This is a genomic window from Nitrosospira sp. Nsp13 (assembly GCF_900101945.1).
GTDB lineage: Bacteria > Pseudomonadota > Gammaproteobacteria > Burkholderiales > Nitrosomonadaceae > Nitrosospira > Nitrosospira multiformis_D.
On record NZ_FMVD01000014.1, the window covers coordinates 1 to 21,036 of the forward strand.

The window sequence follows — 21,036 nt, forward strand, 5'->3', positions numbered from 1 at the left end:
CCAGGTGTCGCGGATGAAACCGGGAATGGCGTCCTGCTTGGCTCCTAATGCCGGAACCCACCAGGCGTGGATCACGTCGTTGGCGGTGAGCAGTACCCGTATCTTCTTGCCTGTCGGCACCACCAGCGGGTTATCCACTTCCAGCAGGTAGTTCTCGCCCTTGGCTTCCTTGTTCTCCTGCTGCGCACGGGGAGTGGACAACGCACTCAGGAAGCTGATGCCTTCCCCCTCGCCTGTAATGTAGTCGTACCCCCATTTCCACTGGTAGCCAGTCGTCTTGATGGTGATGTCCGGGCTGGAGGTGTCCTTCATGGCGATGATGGTCTTGGTGGCCGGATAAGCCATGCCAATCAGAATGAAGAACGGGATGATGGTCCAGATGATCTCGACCGTGGTGCTGTGATGGAAGTTTGCGGCTTTGTGCCCTGCGTCCTTGCGGTGCTTGAGCACCGAATAAAACATGGTGCCAAATACGCCGATAAAGATCGCCAGGCATATCCACAAGGCCAGCATATGCTGATCATAGATCTGCCTGGCGATGATCGTCTGCGGCTCGGGCAGGTTTAACTGCCAAGAGTCCGCCGCCGCCATTCCGAGTCCGGAATACATGGCGAGTGCCAGGACTCCTGCCAGCATCGCTGTTACCTTACTCATAATTTCCTCACTTGATTCGCGATTATTCATTCCGTGGTCAGATGAACATTGAAGATAATCAGATTTTCTTATCCGGTATCGAATCGTATGACGCGCCACGCGAGGAAACCTTGATAAATATCAACTTTTGTGCAGCTTTCAGAAAGGGGATTTATTTTATGAAGAAGCCGGCCGGGGGCGTGCTACGGTTTGTATGGCCGCTATATCGGCGCAGCAACAGTGGCAACACAGCATGTCACTGGCTGCTAACCTGTTACTGGTAATCGATACGGGTGAGAGAAATGCTATCGTTTGTGACTTATTCGGTGGGGAAATATTATGAGTTTCGTCATTCCAGGCTTGACCTGGAATCCAGACCAAACCAATTATGATCTGCTTTAACCGCCGCTGGATACCCGCTTCCGCCAGTAGTACTATTTGCTTACCGGATTAATAATAAGAGAGTTGATATATCGTGTTATACGTGGATTCAGACGGGACTACACTTTATCCGTTCTGCATAGACATACTTAAAGATTCTGCTCCTTCAGACATTTTGATGTACGGCAGTTAATCTCCTTCCCTCTTCATTCCCAAGAGCTCGGAAATCGTATCAGTCCCGAAAGCACCAGTTGCGTGTCCCAGCCGCCAGGGGCCTGCGACACCATCCCGGCATACCCCGAATCCTAAAGACGGCGGCAGGGAAGGGGTAGTAAAGCGCAGATCAAGAAACCACACGCACACACCGCTTCCGGCGGATTCTATTCGATCGAGAAAAGGGAACATCACAAACTGGCGGTAGCGGGTAAAAATCTCCTGGCTCCAGGCTTCACGCGCAAGCATATTTTGAGATTCTGTTACACCAAATCGTCGGTGGTGTACCCACGTTGCCGCTGAAACCGGTTGATAGCTTGAGGCGATCCTTCCCCATATGCCTGATATTCCGCTTGGTGGATTGGGTGAACTCGTGTGGGTGCGCCACAAATTGACCAGTGCTTCGTAATAGTCGTCCCCACTGCTGACGATGATCTTCCAATTGAAAGGCGACAGGGGTTGAGGAATGGCATGAACCTCGGCCCCCGCTCCTCCCAGTCCATGGGTTTCGACGTAAGTTTCTCCCACCTTGATGGCCTGGGAATGGAGAACTCCCTGAAATCCGACGTAGCCCCCCAGAAGCGTCATGGCAATGATGGCGGGATACCGCCTTTGGCGTCTGAGCATGGCCGCCGCCAGGCCAATCACAATAATGCCCGTAAAGTACGGGTCGATGATAAATGTGAAAGGAAGAGCGAAACGATGATAGGAAAAAGGCGCCAGCACCATTGTGCCATATGCGGTAAAAACATCGCCCGCGATATGGATGGCGATACCCAGGGCGGCGGTGCCGTATATTGCCCGCCAGGAATAGCGTTGACGCGAAAACCGTGAAAATAGCCAGGCTAACAGCAACGCCCATGCGGGAAGCAGGATAATCGAGTGGGTGACACCCCGGTGCAGATCAAGATACGGAAGCGCGCCAAACAGGCGCAATACAATATCGCTGTCGGGAAATGCGGCCGCCACGAACCCCACTGTCATACGTGCCCGCGTTGTCAGCGCACCGGGACCCGGTGTTGCCGGTGCGGTTGCACGCGCCAGCAAAGCACCGCTTAACGCATGGGTCAGAGTATCCATGCCACCTGCGGAATTACAAGGAGGAAAGGACGGTGGAAAATACCAGAGTACCGGCTCAAATACCCTGTGGCGCTTTTTCGCCCGTACTTTCCGTAGTTGCATGCCGCCTGAATACCCTACGATCCAGGTTTTCAGCGATGGCGAGACACCCTTCAAGAAACCGGCTGGTTTTGGTCGAACCCGGTGAATTATCATTCATCCAGTGAAAAAATGCCGCCAGGTAAATTGTCGTCAGGCCGGTTTCTTCAAGTGCGCGCCGGACATAGGTCGCATCCCGGCTGGCGGCCTCACGCATCCACTGTACAGTGCGGCTGACGCGCATCAGTCCGGGTACCTGGATATGGATATGTCCCGGTTCCAATTTTCCGTAGATCATCTGCCGGGTTGTTTTGCGGTAAGGATGAAGTGCGCCAAGCCATGTCATGATCAAACGGTGCAAACGCTGACGCGGCGTCAGATAGCAAAAATCGGAAGCTTGTGCGGCTTTGAGCATGGCGCTATCGGCACGCTCAAACCAGGCATCAACAATGTCTTCCTTCTCGCGGAAATGCGCGCGTACATCGTCCAGGGTAATCCCCAGCGTGACCGCCACGTCGTGCAAGCGCACAGCCTCCCACGATCCCTGCTCCCCCAGCTCAACCGCGGCGTCAACAATCTGATCAATTGTTGCCATGTTTCCTCCGATGAGTGATTGATTCAGAAGAAGGAAAATGCTTTAGCTCAGTCGTAATGCAAAGTGTAAAGGACATCGGGGACGTTATCAATACCGATAGCCTGAAGAGCTGGGATCTATGGACGCGAGGCAGTGCATAAAAGCATCAAATGAAAAATTACTGCTTTCGCCTTCGCTCCAATTCCAGCTTGTTGATATAACGCTGGATCATGGACAGCACACTCTCCTGCGGATCAACATAGACACACCGGGCGCGCTGGCCGTTTCCATGGGGAATTTCTGAAACATCCTGTACCTGGAGATTGACCTTGGCCGTACCAATCTCAGGCAACACGACCAGGCAGTCGTGGTGGATGGCGCCCGTCTCAAAATTGAGACTGGATTGAGCGCCGATCACCGCCATGCCGCCACAGCTTATATCATGCAGAATAACTTCGATGGCGGCCGGAATGCGTCCCTCCGGCAATGGTATCACGCACTTGATGGGCATGGCTCTCGGGGTGTCGACGCGGTAAAACTCCCTTCTTTGTATACGCAATAGCGTTTCCGGAATCCGGGTAAGGAAGGCGGCGTGTCCTTCAAACTGGATTTTCTCGATCCCCTCGCAAACGAACTGAATCTTCACATGGTCCGGAAATGCGACGGCATCCAGTTCATTGGCCTTCAGCGCCTGCTGGTTGACGATCTCATCGGCACCGTAATCCAGCACCATTTCACCCTGCTCCGCATCAACATCGATAACTGTCGTCAAAATATGACTGTCACTGTGACCAACATTACACGTCACCAGGGAATTATTCCGCATCATGGACCGCAGAATCGAGAGAATCCCAGCCTCTGAATAAATGCGATACTTTTCGTCGTCATTCTGTTCCAACATGATCCATCAGCTTGCTTAATCAGATTGTATGGCTATTATTTTTCCAATTCCAGCGTCAATTATAGTGATTCTTCATGTTTGATTGAGTCCCATCAGATAAAAAGTATCGTCTCTAACAAGGTCTGGTGAAATACCCAGAGCTGGCAGATGGCCGGATCTGAAGAATCAAAGCGAAAAAACGACTGATCGAGGATGGATTTTGAAGATTTTCAATCAGGGTAAGAACTTTTTATATTAGTGCGAGTCAAATTTTTGCGGACGTGTTATATATTGTTCGCAGGTGACGTTTTTTAGACAGTAATGGAGATGTTTTTGAAGGCGTTTGCTGACTGGACTGAGAAGTGCAACGTTGGTAGATGGTCATCAAATGAGTCATATTCTTGAGCATCTCAATCCTTAAAGGAGATAATCATGGAATTGGCGATTCTCGTAGTAGGTGTAGCGGCGGTCGGCCTTTGGTTCTTTCTGTCGAAGGATGGACGGCACGAATGAAACCGATCCTACAACCTTGCGTAGGACCCGTGGCAAGGAATATCTTCTGACTACAGCATACAGAAGTCGGAACTAATAACTTAATTAGCCGATGCGCTTGCGGCTTTAACTTGTCCGGCGCATCGGCTTTTCTTGAACTGCGCCTGTAAAACGAACAGAGTCTTAGCGCTCAATCAAACCGCATTGTATAAAGCACATCGATCGCGTTATCAATACCCGCCCTAGTGACAACCGTAATACGGGAGGTCAGGCTATAGACGAGCTTGGTCACTCCGGCCACCGCCGTTAATGCCTGCTCATAGCTGATATAGGCTCGGTTCGAAAGGCGCTTGCCGACGGTGCCGATCTGACCCATCAATACATCTCCACCCATGGGTCGCGCCTGTCGTATGGATAATTCATCCACACCCAGCGCCTGGGCGATTTTATCCGTGACACCGCCGGATTGACCACCCAGAATGGCATTGGCCGCAGTCATTAACAGCGATGCATCGGCCTTTCCTTCAGGGGCACGGCCCAGCGTGATCCACGAAAGTTTCTCCAGATCCGAAACGGCCGGCGTGGAGACCAGCCGCACCCGGGGCCGGCGCACGCTGCCAGTCACTTCGACACCCGCTTCCACCGGTAACCCCGTACGCACCGCCAGCACGTTCATTCCGGGATCGTCGATTGGCCCCTGGAAACTTACGATGCCGCGCTCCACCATCAGGCGCTGACCATACGCTTCAAAATTCGCGTTGCGAGCAGTGATTGTACCGGTAGTGCGCAATTGTTGACCTGGCTCACCGTGCACGCGCAGTTGGCCAGCCAACCGGCCTTCCAAACCCGAAGCGCGTATATAGAACTGCTCGCCCAGATCAAGGGTTGCCTCAAGCCTGATCCGTGGCGCTTGCCGGGTGGCAGGTTCTCTCCCCATGACGATGACGTCATCTGGCAGTTGCGGGCGGCCGGCCTCTGGCTGAGCGATCAAACCGGCATCCGCCAGCAGATTCCCATTCAGAGTCAGCACGTTTTTTTCAAGACGGGCGCGCCCGCCTCCCGATACGATAATCCAGCGGTCCGCCCGCTGAGCCAGGGGCAGGCGGCTCGCCGTGAACTCCAGATCACCCTGCTCGCCCATGAAGTTCAAGGTGCCCGATGCCTGGAGACTACCCGGACCTGTTGGAAGCGCCAGACTTTTGGGCATATCATCGACGGAGGGCGGTTTATGTCGCGCCGTGTCATCCAGGATGCCGTACTCACCCAGAAGGTTCATGATGCCAGATGCACGGGAACCGCTCGGATTGATGGAAGTTTTCACGTTTTTAAGCAAACGGTCGGCGGGAGGCGGTGCATGCGGTGCGACAAAACTCAGAACATCCATATGCAATGACTCTTCATCGAAACGTGCCGCCAGTTTTCCTTGCTCAAGCCGCATGCCCTGATCCAGAAGTGCCAATACAAGATCATCGCCTCGTATTTGTCCTTTTAGACGCGGCTTGCCGAGAGTGCCGGTCACCTCCGCCTGCAAGGCAACCTGGCCACCGCTTCTCAGGTTGTTATTGACAAGGGGCCCCAGCCATGACATATCGCCCATATCGGCGGATATCCGTCCGGTAAGGGGCGCACTGGGCAATACGGTCCAATTCAGGCTGGAACTCGTGGATCTGGCTAGCGGCGCGGAGACGTTGGCATTCACCATGCCCAGCCGTTCGCCTTGTGCGTTCAGTTGCGCCGTTAGGCTTCCGCCGCCTGCATGAGCGGAAAGCTGAAGGGCTTGCAAACCCAGTGGCGAGAACGACATGTTTCCCGGCAAAATCCAATCGCCGCTTTCGCGCGTAACCCTGAGGCTGCCTGTCAACTGCGTGGTGGATGCAATGTCCCATTCACCACCCAGGCGCAGCACTTTACCATTTTTTTCATTCTCATCCATTCTAGCCAGCCCGCCGGGGCGCAACCCGATGCCGCTGAACTTGCCACGGCTGAGCCATTGCTGAGGCGTCCATTCGGTTCCACTGAACTGCACGCCGCCTCCAGCAACGACTAACTCTGCCATACCGAGCGAAATGCGTTCCCTGCCAGCCTCCAGCGAGGCGGCCCGTGTTAAATGAAAGGGTAATCCGCCAGTCATGGCCAGTTCCGATATCTCCCCTAGCCATGCAGTATCTTTCCATTCCTTCCCGCCTTGTCCCTTTTTCCCCTTCGATCCTTTCCCTCCTGTCTGCGGCGGTATTTTCAATCCTCCAGCAGCTCGCAGAGTCAGGTTCAGATCGTCGTCCAGACGGGCTGCTGTCCATAGTTTGTGCCGCGCTCTACTGCCCTCTACTCCCAGTTGCAGACTTCGCAAGCGGGTTGCCGCTTCCGTCTTATAGTCCACCGCTTTAATTTTTAGCGAAATGGCGTCACCATGCGAATTGCCGTCAACCATAAAGCTGGCCAGAGAGTGATTGCCCGGAAGAACAAGATCGCGTCCTTCGGCGCTAACGATCATATCCGGCCACTCAGGCTCACCGTTTGTAGAACGGCTTTCCAGTGTAGCCCTGGTCATCAGGGAACCACTGAATCCATGCCCGATTTGCGCAAGGGCAGGTGCGGCCAATTCTAATTGCAGCCGGTCACCCTTGCGGCCGAAACCGCCTTGCGCAAGCAGACGGTTGGCGCCAAGCCATAGTTCAATTTTCCCCGAAGCCCTGGCCGTAGCCGGACTAGCCGGATCGAGATCTGCGAATACGACCCGGCCATCGCCGCTAACGGACTGCCCCGCCACCTGGCTGTTGCTCATATTGAAGCGTATCGTACCAGATGTCTCTGGCATCAGTTCGCCCGCCAGTTCGATTGTGGAGTTGAGGCTGCTGCGCGGCGTCTGTGCAAAGACCGATAAATCAAAGTGCTGGAGTCTGCCCTCGAACACGAACGGCTGCCGTTCGTCCAGTCCCAGCTTGCCATGCCCGGTAAGCGCCGATCGGCCATGTTTGAGATGCATCTTGTCCAGCGTCAATGTACTGCCTGCCTTGGCGATAACGATATCCATGCTCAGCGCTTTGTCGCTGAGCGTCAGAATACCTTGCTGCGTCTGTGTGTTCCCGCTGAGTTTTATCACGCCGCTCAGATTGGCAGCGCGCAAGCGGGTATCCAACCTGACGGGATCAATCCGGCTGACGGCAAGATCCGCCGTTCCCGCCGCCTCCACAGGCCGCCAGAGCAGATTTCCCGAAACCGTACCGCCACCGGCCACGGCCAACGTCAATGCGTTGAACTGAAGTAATTCCGCGGAGAGTATTGTCTGCGCGCTTACCTGGAGCAGTGGCAGACCCCCATGGTCGAGCGGCGCGGGTTCGGCGTTCTCGATCGCCATGCCGCCTTCCAGCCGCCCGGCACTGGTTTCATGTAAATCAGCTTGTAATGAGAGGCTGGCTTTAGGGGCGTCGGGTGAAAATACATGGGGGTCGAGGCCATGCAGCGATAACCGTAGCGCGGCAACCAAAATCGGGGCGTAAGGCCGCAGCAGCGCTTCACCTCCTCCCGTCAACCCAGCATCAGCTCCTCCTATGGCATTCATCCTGATATCGAGTTGTTCCAGGTTGCCGGTAATAGCGGCGGAAATACGCGCGCCCGGCATTTCCGGCAATTCAACACCCGCAATACCAAGTCCGGCGCGCCCGGCAAGTTCAGCTTGAATGTTCAGATCGAAGGGTCTGTTCCCATCTATCTGCCCCGATGCCGTCAATCCACCAAATTCAAGGTCAGCGCGCAGATTGGACAAGCGGTGCCTGCGGCCATCGCTTTCCAGTTGTGCCGCCAACTCTGTCGCCTTGAAATCCGGCGTACCGCCTTCCCCATGCGTTACGCGAAGCGTACCAATATCAAGCTTGTGCAAAGATAGCGCAAAAGATGATTCCAGGCTTACGGGCAGAGATTTTGGCTCGGTAGAAGGTAACGCAACGATCTCCACCTTCCTGGCTGTCAGCGCCGTTATATCCAGACGGCCTTCCTTTAACGCACCCGGTTGCCAGTTCAATTGCACATCCCGTGCAATGACAAGCAGATCGTCACTCGCAAAGCGTATGGTACGCATACTAAACGAACCGGATAACGTACCATCCAACCCTTCAAACGATAGGCTGCCTGCGCTAAGATGAGATATTGCCGACCCCAACGATCTGAGACCGGATGGGGTGGTTGATAGCCAGACGCTGATGCCTGAGGATAGAATGATGATGGCGGCGAGCAATAATGCGGGCCACCGCCATCGCCGCTTTTTCATGGCAAACTTTTTTGCCTGATTTCCGTTTAACAAGTTTGGCATAACAGTAGAATGTCAGCGCAATCGAAAGGCAAGCCGCAATTCGCATGACATGCTGCGAGATTGCCTATCAGTGTGGATTCCCAGGCATGAGGCAGCTCGGTACTATTATCAGCAACGGTATAAAAGATTTTCACCCCGTCTATTTTGCGATGGTGATGGCTACCAGCATTGTATCCATCGCTTTTGAAGCGATGGCTTTCTCCTACATAGCAAAAATTCTTTTTCTGCTGAATCTGGTCTTTTATTCGATTCTATGCACCATCCTGGCTGCACGCCTGTTACTTTTCCGCTCGAATATAATTGCGGATCTCAGAATCTTTCCGCGGGCATGGCTTTACCTGACGTTTGTGGTGGGCACCAATACAATCGGAACGCAGCTTGTCATATTTCAGCATGCCACCGCTCTAGCAAGTTTACTATGGCTTATCGCACTGATCAGCTGGATCATATGTATCTATTTCATTCTTTCCGGTCTCATCCTCATGCGGAAGAAAACCGTGCGGAAAATGATGAACGGTGCCACGCTGCTGATTATTGTCAGCACAGTCTCCATAGCTCTGCTGGGGCTGCGCCTGCTGGACGCAACAGCCATACATGCCGCGTATGCCTACTTTGCCGCATGGATATTCTGGGCCTCCGGATTCGCTCTATACCTGTTCATCGTTCCATTGATAATTGATCGCCTCTTTTTTAAACCCCTTGAACCTGGAGATTGGGAAGCCCCTTACTGGATCTGCATGGGGGCGCCGGCAATCATTACCCTGACGGGTTCGGAGTTTGTCATGCATATGCCCGCTGTACCGGAATGGGAAGATATTCGGGAGATTACGCTGTGGATAACGATTCTTGCATGGGTCATTGGAACATCATGGATTCCCTATCAAGTTTTCATGGATATCCGGCAACTCACCACCGTTAACGTCGCGGGTCGGGTACCGTTATGGATTAAAACCTTTCCATGGTCGCGGCTGGCATTCGGCAGGCGACATTATTTCTATGACCCTTCCTCATGGAGCAGAGTCTTTCCCATAGGAATGTACACCGCCTGTACGCTCTCCCTGGCGAAAGCCACAGGTTCCGCATCACTTGGAATCATTCCCCAATATTGGGGCTGGTTTGCGCTGCTGATCTGGTCTCTGACATTGATTGGCACCGTACGTTCTGTCATATCGTTACGTTGACTGACTTCGGATGTGATAATCGTCGCTGCGCTCGCCTCTTGGCCCATTCAGCATTACCATCATCAGAATGCCACGGCAATCGAAAAGTGCAGCCGCAATTTGCCATCTCTCTGACCTCGAGCGAGATCCAGTGCCAGCGGCCCAACCGGGCTACGCCAGCGAATTCCGCCGCCATAACCAACGGCGAGATGCAGGCGATGCAGACTATCGGCGGCGTCCCCGGCATCGGTAAATACGGCGGCGCCCCATTCGCGCGTGAGCCAGTGATTATACTCGATGGTCCCGCTAACCATCGCCGTGCCGCCCACGATGGCCTGGCCTTCCTGCACACCCAGGCTTTGAAAGTCATAGCCGCGCACAGACTGTATGCCCCCGGCGCGAAACAAATATTCCTGTGGAATGCCGAAACGCGAGTCGGCAAAAGTATATCCCGCCTCACCACGCAAAAATAACACATCGCGCTTACCCACTGGGTACCAATACTGATGGCGATAGTAAGTACGCAGAAAACTCTGATCAGACAACAATTGCTTGCTGCCGCCACCGATGCGCACTTCTATCACGCTGCCATCGCGCGGAAACAACGCATCATCCACCGAGCGGTAGCGCAATTGCCCATCCAATACCAGCGTTTGATTGGTCTGGTGCAATCCGCCTTTGGGGTCCCGGTCTTCCCGTTGCCAATTGATTCCGATTCGGCTTTCGGTCTTCCCCACAAGCTGGTTACGGTTCAAAGCAACTTTCTCGCGCAAGGTGTCCAAGTCCTCAATGGTAGTTCGATCGATGCCCGCACCCACGGAAAACCAGCGACCCGCTCGATTTGGCAAACTGTCCACCGCCACGGCTACTGACTGACGTTTCTGCTCCAGGCGCAACAGGCTGCTGAATCGCAATGCCCTGCCCAGAAAATTGTGATTACCGTAATTGATTTCTCCACGTGCCCCGGTATTGGAGCTGTAGCCTCCGCCAAACGATATGCGCTGCGACTGCGTCTCCGACAACGTCACCTCCACCGGCGCCGCTTGATGTGCTGCCACATCCGGTTCAACACTGACCAGAGCCGAACCGAATTGAGCCAGGTTCTGCAGTTTTGTCTGGAAAGCTTGTAGCTGATCCCGTCGGTAAGGGTCACCGGCTTTGAACGGGGCAAGATTGTTAACCAGCTTCGGATCGTAGCGATTAAGTCCCTTGATCACGATATTTCCATAGTGGAAAACAGGCCCGGAGTCTACTATTACCAACAGCCGGACGCGGGCGGAGACAGGGTCCACCTCCGCCTTACTCTCGTCAATCACTGCCGCGGCGTAGTCGTCCCGCGACACACTGGATATTAATGCCGCTTTGGCTTCTTCCCAGACCGGCGAGCGGAACGGATCACCCACATGCAGAGGCCAAGCGGCCCGCAAACTTTCAATGCGTGCGCGCCGCTCGGGCGCGTCGACTGCAAGATCTCCCTTGAATTCGATACGGACTTCGGTAATCAACGCGCGCGGCCCCGGCGTGACCTCCAGCACCAGGGTTTCATCCGGAGTGGATTGCAATGTTATCGTGGGTATGAAATAACCTTCGGTAGCAAGGAGTTCGCTTATCTCCTGCCGCGCCCGGCGCATGAAAGTGGCTCGGGCAATGTCATCCATCATCGGTTCAGCAGGCAACTGGAAATGAGTCTTCAGCAAATTCCGCAACGATTCCGGGGCGGAAATAATGACAGGTGGTGAATTGTTTTTGGCTTCGGATGGCTGCACCTCATGTGCCTCGACCGCACCACTCCCCAGCGTAAAAAAAATGAGTGCCGGGAGGAGAGCTGAAATCCCTATTCGCGTCGGAGAAAGATAAGTGAAATATTCGGCGAGAGACATGGCAAAGTGAGGGTTGATGCCGTGGAAACAATGATCCACAACGTTGCGGAATGTTCCCGGCCACAGTCAAATGGAATTCCGCATAACCGCGCAACAGCTATGCTAACGAAATGCGTGGATTCGAAAGTGCGTGCAAGCAACGTGCCTGCAAAAGGGATATTGGGATCAAAAGTGAATGTGGCTGTCGTTGCTATAGCCGACGGGATCCGCTGAACGCACCCACTGGATAATACCTAGCTACACCCGTCAATGCAACCGGGCGAAACAGGAGAAGATGGAAACCGCGCTTCAGCGCACCAGCTTGCCAGGAAGTTCATCCTGCATTGCTGGATCTTCGTAGGCCTCACGTGGCGGGTTCCCGTCATATATCAAATGCTTGCGCTGCTGCAGGTAAGCGTCCCGCACAAACAGGTAGGGCTCTACCGCGGCATCGTCGCGGATCCGCATTGGGCCGGTTAGCCGCGCCCGCTTGTCGATAATTCCAAGAATGGAAAGCGGCACCGTGACGGGAGCTCCAATCACATAAGTACCGAAATAAAAGAGCCCATTCGTAAATACACTGACGGGAATGCCTGGTACATCACGGTTGCTACTAGGCCCAAGCAAGGGAATAAACAAATAGGTTTTTGCTTCAATACCCCACACACCCAGCGTCTGTCCGAAGTCTTCGTTATGCTGCGGCAGACCCATGGGGGAAGCCATATCGAAGAATCCAGCCATACCGATGGTCGAATTGACCACAAAACGCAGCGTATCCTGGAATCCTTGACGTACCTTGCCTTGCAAAAAACTATTCAGGACCACATTCGGATATGCCAGATTGTCATAAAAATTTCCGACGATGCGCTGCATACGGTTAGGCACGTAATCGATATAGGCATCAGCAACCGGCGCCACAATCCTCCGATCGATCACATCCGTGAACGTATAGGATTTGCGATTGATATTCTCATAGGGGTCGATCGGATCTGTGCTTTGGTCGTGCGGCCGCGTGGTGGCGCAACCACCACACAGCATTATGCACATCAGTACCAGGACAGTGCTCGGATGGTTATGTCTCATGATCAGTGAATGAATAAGATTATGATATCGATATATGTGGCATCTACCAGCGATGGCGTTTGTTCCCCGAAGTATAAACGATTAAGGTGATGAGTACATTCTGGAAATTGGTTCACCATAAGCAGCAAACCGCCGCCGGGGGATAAGGTCACACCTGTTGGTACAAATACGGTATTCAACGGTAGGGGCCTAAAAAATCGGCCCCAGCGGTATTCTCCACACTTCGCGAAAGAAAGGATTTGTTACGAGTGGAATCAAGACAAAGAGATAAGCTGGCGCAGGACCTTGAGAAAATCCCGCTTGAGCCGGATTTAGTCTAATCCGGCCCTCTCCATCCAACTGATCTATAAGCTAGGGCCTGTTAACACTTATTTCGCACCCGCGACGGCGACGGATTTCATCCAGCACGAGGCATGAGCCGCGCGGCGGAGCAGGCCTCCGTAAGCGGCGAGTAACGACGGGCTGGATGAAATCCGTCCCGTCCCTTCGCGTTGCTACACAAAAAACGCGGATGCGAAATAAGTGTTAACAGGCCCTAATAGATATCATCAACTTTTCTCTGCGGTACGCAGGTCACGGCGCGGCCTGACTCCAGTTCCATCAGATTCTTCGATACCTCCACGACCACACTCGAAACCGCGCGTTGCACACCTTTAACCACGCCCTCGATACCCCCACTAACCGGCTCTGAAATCACCGCGTAACATACAGCGCCGCGGCCATCGGTAGAACGCGTAATTGCCCAGTTGAACCTTGCCGCCACCTTATCGCCCACTACTGCGTCAAACTGATTAAGCTCAATCGCAATACGGTACACCGGCTGATCGGGTTTACGGGCCGCGCGTGCCTCGTTTACCGCTCCGATTTGATCAGCAATGCCGGCGGCGAATGCATCACGCAGTTCCTTGTTGAAATGCGATGACCAGCGATCCTGTTCCAGGATGAAAAGCTGCGTTTCCTGCCCTGAACCCCGGGAGTGCACAACCAGTTGCGGGCGGGCGAGCCGTTCCGGCACGTTGACCGGCATTACTTCAATATGAATCGGTGCGCGCGAACCCTCCGACACATCCTTCAGTTCCGATTGCTTGGACGGAGCCGAGAGCGTATAAAACCGCGTATCCGGAACCGATGCGCAGCCAGCGGCCAATAATGCTCCCATCATGTAAAATATGCCGGGTGTCAATGGTTTCATTGTTTATCCTTTTGCTTGCCGCGGATTACCGCTTCAGGATGAAGCTCGAAATAGTCTGTCAAGATTCGCAAGGAAGCAGCCGCCCGCGATAATTCCTGCAGGGTCTGACGTAAATCCTGCACCAGGGGAGAATCTCCCGACAATATACGCTCCGTCTCATTCAAAGTTTTGCTCACGTCCTTCAACGCCACGGCCATTTCGGGCGCCACATCGTTGTTTAATCTTTGCGCCAGCTGTCCGGTGCTGTTCAGCGTGTGCTTAAGCTCTTTTAACGAAGCGTTTAACTCGTCGCCAATCTGATCGAAAGGTATTTTATTAAACTTCCGCGCCAGCTCCGCAACCTGTGCCTGAATCTGCTCAACGTTACCGGGGACAGTGGGCAATAGAAGTAATGTGGGTGGAGCATCCGTGGGCAAAGCATCTTTGGGCGCAGCATCTGCGGGCGCAGCATCTGCGGGCGGAGCTTTTGTGGCGGTCTCATTTTTGGAAGCAGCTTTTTTTGCCGCGGCGATCTCGGGGAAAAAATCAAGAGCAACATAAAGCTGGCCGGTAATAAGACTGCCAGTTCGCAATTGCGCCGCCAGGCCGCGTTTGATCAGGAAGTGCAACCGCTGTTGCGGCGTGATCTTTTCTTCGTCTCGAGCTTGGATATACTTCCGTCCGATACGCGCCGGATAAATTTCCACCAGCACCGGCATGTTGAATTCCTTCCGCTCGCGATCATACTCCATGCCTATGGATTTAACCTGACCTAGTACCAGCCCGCGGAAATTTACTTCAGCCCCCGGCGTCAGACCACGCACCGATTGCTTGAAATAAAGTAATACGGTTTTTGCTTCGCCATCATCGTCTTTTAACGCTTCAGCCTGGTCTTTCGCCAGGACAAAGGAAGTATTCTCCTTGGCGGAAGGCCCCATATTGTCGTCTGGCGCTTGAAACGCAAGACCACCCATCAAAATAGTCATCAATGATTGCGTATTGACGGCAATGCCGCTGGCACTTAATTTCACCTCAACACCGCTGGCGTGCCAGAAGCGCGTATTGGCCCCGACAAATTTATCATAGGGAGAGTTAACAAATATACGCATGGTAATATTTTTTCCGTCGTCATCCAGATCAAACGAGCTTACCTTCCCAACTTCCATGCGGCGAAAATAGATCGGCGAACCGACATCCAGCGAGCCAATATCGGCCGCGCGTAAAACAAACTGCTTGCCAGACGCGTCTCGCGTAACGATTGGGGGTATCTCCAGGCCGGTGAACTTGTGTGCTTTCTCCTTTTCAATACCCGCATCGGCCCCAATATAACCGCCGGATAGCAGGGTGTTCAGTCCGGATACACCCCCACTCCCCATTCTGGCACGCACCACCCAGAAACGGCTATCGCGCGCAGCAAAGTTCTCTGCTTCCTTGTTCAAGAGCACGGTCACCAGGACCCGGTCATGATCCTTGGCAAGCTTGACTGCTGTCACGCTACCGATCTGGACTTCTTTATATTTGACCTTGGTCTTGCCCGCTTCCAGTCCTTCAGCGGAGCGGAACTCGATAGTAATCTCGGGGCCGCGCTGTAGCCACGTCTGGACCGCGAGTGAAATACCAACTACTGCGGCAAGTATGGGAATCAGCCAGATTAATGAGGGCATCCAGTCCCGCTTCCGCACCTTCTCAGGCACAGGAATCGATCCTTCAGCCGGTTCTTCTACTTTTTCTTCGCTCATGCGGATTTCCTTGATTCGTGTTCATTAGTGTCCCAAGTCAAACGGGGATCAAAGCTGTGCGCCGCGAACATGGTCAACGCCACTACCAGCGCGAAAGCGGCAATGCCTAGTCCAGCGTATATCGTGGCGAAACCCTTGATCTGGACGAGCCCGGCCAGAAGCGCGACGACGTAAACATCCAGCATTGACCAACGGCCGGTTACTTCAACCAGACGATAAAGCTTTGCTCGTTGCAAGAGGCGCCAGTTGCTGCGCCGCTGCACCATGATCAATAGAAGCATCAAGGCCACCAGCTTGAATAAGGGCACCAGAAAGCTGGCAATAAAAATAATCATTGCTAATTCCCAGGAGCCGGAAACCCAGAAATAAATGATGCCGCTCATGATGGTGTCCGGATGATCTCCCGCTATGGAGGAGGTAATCATGACCGGCAGCAGGTTTGCAGGGATATACATAATGCAGGCAGCAATGAGATATGCCCACGTCCGGTTAACACTATCGGGCTTCCGCATGTGCAGAACTGCGTCGCAACGCCCGCAATGGTCATGGGCTTTAACGTTTCTCCACAAAGTGCCGCAATAATGACATGACAACATGCCCAACTCCGCCGCCGTCTTAACAGGCGCTTTGTTTGTGGATGATGCAACCTCCGGAGCATCCATGGCCGATGGGGCGGCGCTACTTGCCGGCATCTTGTTTCCTCCCCTTCTCCTGCAGCGCCATCCGCCAGATATAACGAGGATTAAATGACACCAGTGCCGCAAGAAGGACGGTAAGGACGCCAAATGCCAAGAGCGCCGTACCAGGCACCACCGTTGCCATACTCGTCAATTTAACATACGCCACAATCGTGCCAAGAAGAAATACTTCCACCATTGCCCATGGCCTTACCACTTGAACCATGCGCGCCACGAAATTGAATTCGGGGTGGAAATAATCAGGTCTTTTCGCTGCAATAAGCAAATACATCATGGCAAGAAGCTGCAGCAATGGAAATAGAATGATGGTAAAGAGCACCAGTAGCGCTACGCCAGGCATTCCTTCGGCGTTCAAGGACAGAACCGCACCGATGATCGTGGTCCGGTTGACATTACCCTGGAATTGCATTTCAACGATAGGGAAAGCATTGGCGACAATAAACATAAGCAAGCAGGCGATCGCCAATGGAAGGGCGCGCCGACTGTGAACGCTCATATCCTGTTCCAGCGCGGCGCCACAACGACCGCAAAGCGTGACCTCGTTGTGACCCAGCGCTAACTTGCGGTGAATCGCATCGCATTCTTCACAGGCAATCAGGTCGGTTACTTCCTGCATGTTTTTTCATTATTTGCGTAGCGAATAATGTTAATAATATATCAAGATTCATATTTTGCTGGAAAATAATGAGCTCCGCTTGATGGTAGTGTGATTCTCCCTTTTATACGTGGCGTCCGCCCGTCTATACCTGTTCCTGGCGTGTGCCATACTGAAACAAATCGCTTTCCGAACTGTCTTTAATAACTGGGCACAACAAGGAAAACCCGATGGACAAGAAAACCCAAATCAACGTCTGGTACGTAATCGTGGCGGTACTCGGCGTTCTGGTGGTGCAGAACCTTTATAAGCAATATACGAAGGTGGAGCCGATCCCCTATAGCCGCTTTCATACATTGCTGGAGCAGGACAAGATCGCCGAGATTGCAGTGACCGAGAATCACATTTACGGATCGCTCAAAGAGAAAGGTGCCGACGGATTAAAGGATTTCGTCACCACACGGGTGGAACCCGAGCTGGCCGATAAGCTGGATAAGCATAACGTGATTTATACCGGGATAATCCAAAGTACCTGGGGCCGCGATCTGTTGTCCTGGCTGCTGCCGATGGCGGTCTTCATCGGGATTTGGCTATTTATCATCCGCCGCATGAGCCAAGGCGGCATTAGCGGCGGCGGACTGATGTCGATCGGCAAGAGCCGCGCCAAGGTATTCGTGGAGAAAGAAACCAAGGTCACCTTTGCCGACGTGGCCGGTGTCGATGAGGCGAAGGAAGAACTGATCGAAATCGTCAATTTTCTGAAGGACACGGAAGGGTATAGCCGCCTCGGTGGGCGGGCGCCAAAAGGAATCCTGCTGGTTGGCCCGCCGGGTACCGGCAAGACCCTATTGGCACGTGCCGTTGCGGGCGAGGCAAGTGTTCCGTTCTTTTCGATTTCCGGCTCGGAGTTTGTCGAGATGTTCGTCGGCGTCGGCGCAGCCAGGGTACGCGATTTGTTCGAACAAGCACGCCAGATGGCCCCGGCAATCATTTTTATCGATGAACTGGATTCGCTCGGGCGGGCTCGCGGTGCCTATGGACTCGGCGGACACGACGAAAAGGAGCAAACGCTGAACCAGCTATTGGCCGAACTCGATGGTTTCGATGCAAAAAGTGGGGTTGTATTGCTCGCCGCAACCAACCGGCCGGAGATCCTCGATCCGGCGTTGTTGCGTGCCGGAAGGTTCGACCGCCAGGTGCTGGTGGATCGGCCGGACAAAGTGGGCCGTGAACAAATTCTGGTTGTGCACCTGAAAAAGGTAAAACTCGATACCGATGTGAAGCCGGAACAAATCGCGGCATTGACGCCGGGCTTCACCGGCGCGGATCTTGCAAATCTGGTCAACGAGGCGGCGCTGCTCGCCACCCGGCGCAGAGGCACGTCGGTAACAATGGATGACTTCAATAATGCCATTGAGCGCATCGTCGCCGGACTTGAAAAACGAAACCGTCTGCTTAATCCGGTTGAACGCCGTGTGGTCGCATTCCATGAGCTGGGACATACCCTGGTTGCGCTGGCGTTGCCGGGTACCGACGAGGTACATAAGGTTTCCATCATCCCGCGCGGCGTCGGCGCCCTCGGCTACACGATCCAGCGTCCGACCGAAGACCGGTTTCTGATGAGACGAGTAGAGCTGGAAAACAAAATGGCTGTACTGTTGGGCGGACGTGCGGCTGAGCATGTGGTGTTCAATGAGGTTTCGACAGGCGCATCGGATGATATTGCCCGTGCCACCGACCTCGCGCGCGCCATGGTATTACGCTATGGGATGAGCGACGCCCTGGGCAATGTCGCCTACGATCGCGACCGCTCGGCGTACCTCCAAACCGGCATGCCAATACCACAAAGCCGGGACTACAGCGACGAAACTGCGAATGCTGTCGACGCCGCTGTGCGTGAACTCGTGGATCATGCGCTGGAGCGTGCTGTTGCCATACTACAGCTTAATCGCGCTCTGCTTGACCGCGCTGCGGATGAGTTGCTAAAGACCGAGACGCTGAACCAGCCTCAGATCGAGGCGTTAAAGCGAGAGATTGTCAGCGGCCCCGCCGAACCTTTGTCCCCGCCAGCGGCATAGCGTTTGTATAAACGCGTATGGATATTGCGGTTACTCTGCCGCTTTGCCGCCGTTTCTATTTAAAAAAATAATTTCTAAACAGACCCTGGTTCCTGTATACTTCGCGCTTCGATGAAAAGGCTCTTACGTCTTTTTGCCTTTTTTTCGGTTCATCGTTCCTGACCTCTCTTCGATTTTCAAGTCTCCAACGGAAATTGTGCGGTACCGTGGTTAGCGGCGATGTTTTATGTGCGCGCCAGCGGTACCCTGCCCATTAATCTCCGGCAGCTATATTCTGTTCGCGCGCGTTAGGGCGCTTCTATAAATTCAGAGCTCCAGGCAAGACAAAGCGCGAAGCGGCTGCAATTCGCGACGCGGATGTTTGCAAAGAAATTTTTGTGCTGCATATCAATAATGCAAGCGGAAAATTTTGAGCAATATTCATGCTTTGAGCTCGTCACCGCACTGAGAACTTATGGGGCGCACCATATTTTTCACTTAATAGGAAAAACAACGTGTCTTTTGAAAATCTTAATCTGCATCCACTTATTCTTAAAGCTGTTATCGACTCGGGCTACACTACGCCTACTCCTGTTCAGGCGGAAGCCATCCCTGAACTGATCGCGGGGCACGATATCATGGCCTCGGCCCAGACTGGCACCGGCAAAACCGCCGCATTCATGCTGCCGGCATTGCACCGCCTCGCAACGCCTTCCAAAGTACACAGCCGCGGCCCGCGGGTACTGGTATTGACCCCGACACGGGAACTCGCGCTTCAGGTATCTGAAGCTGCCGCCAAATATGGCAAGCATCTGCCTCGCGTCAGAGTCGTGAGCATCCTCGGTGGAATGCCATATCCGCTACAGAATAAATTGCTTTCGCAGCCCGTGGATATTCTTGTCGCAACGCCTGGCCGTTTGATTGATCACATTCAGCGCGGACGCATCGATTTTTCGCGCCTGGAAATGATGGTACTGGATGAAGCTGACCGCATGCTCGACATGGGCTTCATCGATGACGTGGAGAGAATTGCTTCGGCCACGCCCGCGACCCGCCAAACCTTGCTATTCTCCGCCACACTGGACAGTGCGATAGACAGGGTTGCGGCGCGTCTGCTGAAATCGCCCAAGCGTATCCAGATCGCAACGCAACAGGCACGGCTCGATAACATCGAACAACGGCTGCATTATGTTGATGACATTTCGCACAAGAACCGGCTGCTGGATCATCTACTGCGCGATATCACGTTGAAACAGGCCATTGTTTTCACAGCCACCAAGCGCGACGCCGATATGCTGGCGGACAATCTTTCCGCCCAGGGGCATGAAGCCGCCGCATTGCACGGCGACATGAACCAGCGCGATCGTACCCGCACGCTGACCAAGCTTCGTCATGGCGGGCTGCGGGTGCTGGTAGCGACTGATGTCGCCGCACGGGGAATCGACGTGGTCGGCATTACCCATGTGATCAATTTCGATCTGCCGAAATTTGCCGAAGACTATGTACATCGCATTGGCCGTACCGGCCGCGCGGGTGCATCGGGAATCGCGGTATCGTTTGCTTCAGGTAAGGATGGCGTCAATCTGAAGAAAATCGAACGCTTTACAGGCCAGCGGATCGACTCTCACGTAATACCTGGGCTGGAGCCGCGATTCAAGCCACGTCCCGCTACGGGCGGCCCATCCAGGGGTACGCCCAGCGTCGCCCATAAACGTAACCGTACCTGGGCAAACGATAGTGGACGCCCCACCAGTAGCGCTAATAACGCCAATGGAAATTGGGATAATAGCCGTAGCCGTTCGTTTAACGATAATCGGGAAAACACACGGGGCAATGCCGGGGGAAACACCCGCAGCCAACCATTCGGGAACAGCGGCGCTCCAAGTCCCTATTTCAGAAGCAAATAAGCATCTCTGTTGATGCAACTGGCTCGGCAAGTCCGAGCTAGTTGGGTAGCCAACGCCGGGTAGGATGGGTGAAGTGAAGCGCGACCCATCGCTATTGAGACAACAGGCATGGCGTTCGCCTTTCTACAAA

The 21,036-nt window shown here is 53.8% G+C and carries 14 protein-coding genes; 3 read left to right on the forward strand and 11 right to left on the reverse strand.

The window, feature by feature from the left end:
* The 5 genes from BLO43_RS13760 to BLO43_RS13785 all read right to left on the reverse strand — a co-directional run.
* A partial coding sequence (locus BLO43_RS13760) for a cytochrome c oxidase subunit II (RefSeq protein WP_254773486.1) occupies window positions 1-657 on the reverse strand: 657 nt, incomplete at its 3' end.
* Between the two features lie 546 nt (window positions 658-1,203).
* Complete coding sequence (locus BLO43_RS13770) at window positions 1,204-2,307, reverse strand: metal-dependent hydrolase (RefSeq protein ID WP_090907561.1); 1,104 nt, start codon at window positions 2,305-2,307, stop codon at window positions 1,204-1,206.
* 55 nt (window positions 2,308-2,362) lie between these two features.
* Window positions 2,363-2,980 (reverse strand): TetR/AcrR family transcriptional regulator, encoded by a 618-nt coding sequence (locus BLO43_RS13775; protein WP_090907562.1) that lies wholly within the window; start codon window positions 2,978-2,980, stop codon window positions 2,363-2,365.
* A 157-nt stretch (window positions 2,981-3,137) separates the two neighbouring features.
* Window positions 3,138-3,860, reverse strand: a complete 723-nt coding sequence (locus tag BLO43_RS13780; protein WP_090907563.1) for a flagellar brake protein — start codon at window positions 3,858-3,860, stop codon at window positions 3,138-3,140.
* A 661-nt stretch (window positions 3,861-4,521) separates the two neighbouring features.
* Window positions 4,522-8,595, reverse strand: a complete 4,074-nt coding sequence (locus BLO43_RS13785) for a translocation/assembly module TamB domain-containing protein (RefSeq protein WP_175443969.1) — start codon at window positions 8,593-8,595, stop codon at window positions 4,522-4,524.
* Between the two features lie 128 nt (window positions 8,596-8,723).
* Between BLO43_RS13785 and BLO43_RS13790 the strand changes: the two genes are divergently transcribed.
* Window positions 8,724-9,818, forward strand: coding sequence for a tellurite resistance/C4-dicarboxylate transporter family protein (locus tag BLO43_RS13790; RefSeq protein ID WP_090907565.1), 1,095 nt, complete (start codon window positions 8,724-8,726; stop codon window positions 9,816-9,818).
* A gap of 62 nt (window positions 9,819-9,880) precedes the next feature.
* Here BLO43_RS13790 and BLO43_RS13795 read toward each other — a convergent pair whose 3' ends face one another.
* The 6 genes from BLO43_RS13795 to BLO43_RS13820 all read right to left on the reverse strand — a co-directional run bounded on the left by BLO43_RS13795 (window position 9,881) and on the right by BLO43_RS13820 (window position 16,963).
* Window positions 9,881-11,716: an autotransporter assembly complex protein TamA gene (locus BLO43_RS13795; RefSeq protein ID WP_254773480.1), complete on the reverse strand. Its 1,836-nt coding sequence runs from the start codon at window positions 11,714-11,716 to the stop codon at window positions 9,881-9,883.
* Between the two features lie 249 nt (window positions 11,717-11,965).
* Entirely contained in the window at window positions 11,966-12,739 is a 774-nt protein-coding gene (locus tag BLO43_RS13800) for an MlaA family lipoprotein (RefSeq protein WP_254773481.1), read from the reverse strand.
* A 535-nt stretch (window positions 12,740-13,274) separates the two neighbouring features.
* Window positions 13,275-13,931, reverse strand: coding sequence for a PqiC family protein (locus BLO43_RS13805; protein WP_090907568.1), 657 nt, complete (start codon window positions 13,929-13,931; stop codon window positions 13,275-13,277).
* Window positions 13,928-15,649, reverse strand: a complete 1,722-nt coding sequence (locus BLO43_RS13810) for a PqiB family protein (RefSeq protein WP_090907569.1) — start codon at window positions 15,647-15,649, stop codon at window positions 13,928-13,930. The genes BLO43_RS13805 and BLO43_RS13810 overlap by 4 nt, the downstream gene beginning before the upstream one ends.
* A complete protein-coding gene (locus BLO43_RS13815) occupies window positions 15,646-16,311 on the reverse strand; it encodes a paraquat-inducible protein A (protein ID WP_175443972.1) in 666 nt (221 codons plus the stop codon). Before BLO43_RS13815 ends, BLO43_RS13810 begins: the two co-directional genes overlap by 4 nt.
* 16 nt (window positions 16,312-16,327) lie before the next feature.
* Complete coding sequence (locus tag BLO43_RS13820; RefSeq protein ID WP_090907571.1) at window positions 16,328-16,963, reverse strand: paraquat-inducible protein A; 636 nt, start codon at window positions 16,961-16,963, stop codon at window positions 16,328-16,330.
* A 209-nt stretch (window positions 16,964-17,172) separates the two neighbouring features.
* Between BLO43_RS13820 and ftsH the strand changes: the two genes are divergently transcribed.
* Window positions 17,173-19,020, forward strand: a complete 1,848-nt coding sequence (gene ftsH, locus BLO43_RS13825; RefSeq protein WP_090907572.1) for an ATP-dependent zinc metalloprotease FtsH — start codon at window positions 17,173-17,175, stop codon at window positions 19,018-19,020.
* A gap of 494 nt (window positions 19,021-19,514) precedes the next feature.
* Window positions 19,515-20,906, forward strand: a complete 1,392-nt coding sequence (locus BLO43_RS13830; protein WP_090907573.1) for a DEAD/DEAH box helicase — start codon at window positions 19,515-19,517, stop codon at window positions 20,904-20,906.
* Window positions 20,907-21,036 lie beyond the last annotated feature (130 nt).